This is a genomic window from uncultured Dubosiella sp. (genome assembly GCF_964018005.1).
GTDB lineage: Bacteria > Bacillota_I > Bacilli_A > Erysipelotrichales > Erysipelotrichaceae > Dubosiella > Dubosiella muris.
This window is the reverse complement of record NZ_CAXHOA010000047.1, coordinates 1-1,855: the sequence shown is the minus strand read 5'-3', so window position 1 is coordinate 1,855 and position 1,855 is coordinate 1. Positions and strand designations below refer to the sequence as shown.

Annotated in this window: 1 protein-coding gene; it reads right to left on the bottom strand. The window is 40.8% G+C overall.

All coding sequences use genetic code 11. The features are described 5' to 3' along the window. Nucleotides 1-310: 310 nt before the first annotated feature. Nucleotides 311-1,597, bottom strand: a complete 1,287-nt coding sequence (locus ABNS49_RS13675; protein WP_348688068.1) for an IS4 family transposase — start codon at nucleotides 1,595-1,597, stop codon at nucleotides 311-313. Between the last annotated feature and the right edge of the window lie 258 nt (nucleotides 1,598-1,855).

Below are 1,855 nucleotides of genomic sequence, written 5' to 3'. Positions count from 1 at the left end.
GCTGCTTGTCAAAGCGCGCAAATAAAAAGCGAAGCTTTCGTTTTCTTCGCTTTTTTGTTTGCCGGATCCATAGAAAAAAGGAGCTGTTGCCAGCCAATGTCATTTAGTTAAAAGCTTCCGTGACATGATGGACTCTGATCTGCGTTTAGTTAAGCTCTGGATTCTCAGGATTCGGAGCTTTTCTTTTTTCATGTCGTATCTTCAATATATGATTCGTATTTTTCCGTCACGACGAAAAGACAATTTTTGTTTTCAAAAAAAATTGCCTTCTTCCTTTTGTTTCGGTTAAAATGTTCTTGGGATATTGCCGTTACGCTGGTCTATATTGAAATGGGTGGACCCGCTGGGCTTTCATATTCCGCTTGTTACTGCGATCTGGTCGTACTGGGATCAGATCCTTTTTTATTCGTTCCTCGAGTTTTCCAGCGCTGATCTTCCTTTTCAGAAACAGTCGAACATTTGTGACTCCGGTCGTAAAGTTTGGTTTGTATTTATATTTCCATCCGTCTTTTTGTTCGATCTTGACACGCTGTACTATCAAAGAGGCCACATTGTGAAGGATCAAATTGGCATAGATCTCCTGCTGGATGTATTTTCTTTTTCTCGAATGAAAATCGAGCATGCCTACAGTATACTTCAAAGCCCGGAACCCTACTTCTTCGTTCCATCGCATATGGTACAGTTCTTTAAGGTCTTCCATCGTAAATTCAGGTCCCAGGTTCGTAATCAGGCATTCATATTTTCCTTTTTCGACTTCGATCCGAACCACGCGGAGTTTCAATTTGTATTCCTGAGCGCCTCCTTTTGGCATATATTGAAATTCAGTACTCCACGGCAGATAACGATACAGATCCCGGTTCTCTTTCACTTCGTTTGTTTGTTTTCGAGTCAAGATGATCTCTACATCTTTATCAAATGTTTCTTCTGAAAAGTCAAAGGTGGATAAGATCCCGTTGGATTCGATATCTTTGACTCGAATGATGAATTTTTGGTTGTTTTCAATACAATATGCGAATGTATCGTATTTCTCGAAGCCTCGATCTGCGCAGAGGATGGATTTCTGTGGATAAAAATGATTCTTGACCATTTCCTTGAGCGCGTTGCATTCACCACTTTTTCTAGGCGAGTCGATACGAACATCTAAGAACGTCCCGTTGAGACAGTCATAGAGCGCGTTGAGATGCAGCTGTGAATAAGGTTTGCCCGACTTCACTCCACATAATGTTTCCTGATCGGACGGATCGAAAGGGATATTGACATCGGATCCATCCATCGCGATCACGTGATAGCCACGGTACAAGGATGGCGAGGGAGTATAAGACATAAGATGAAGGATACGAAGGAAGGCTTGTGAATCGAGCTTTTCACGCTGCTGGCTAAAAGCGGAACGTGTCACTTCGGTCGTAGTCCCTTCAAAGAAAGTCGTAAGTTCGGTATTCAAAGAATGAGACCCCATTTGAATGATCAAAGGAATCAGTGTTTCTGGCGGAAGTTTACGATTTCGGGAAAAATCCGAAAGCGGATTTGAACAATAACAGGTAATACTGTCGACAACAGATTGTACGGCGAAGTCGAATTGACGACGGACTTCAAGCAAAGAATCATAAGACTGGTTCATAAAAAATACCTCCTACAATTCCTACGGATTATGGAGTAAATGCTCCAAAAATTTTGTCAAGTGATATTTGCAAAATTTTAAAAATGCGAAAAAAAAAGCACTCTCCATTGAATGGAGAATGCTTTCTAGAACCTCGATATCATTTAACTAAATGACATTGGTTGCCAGCCCCTAATTTCATTTCAATCCATGATTTCTTGGTTAAGTTTTTTTGAATTAAGCGATTGCTTTCATTGC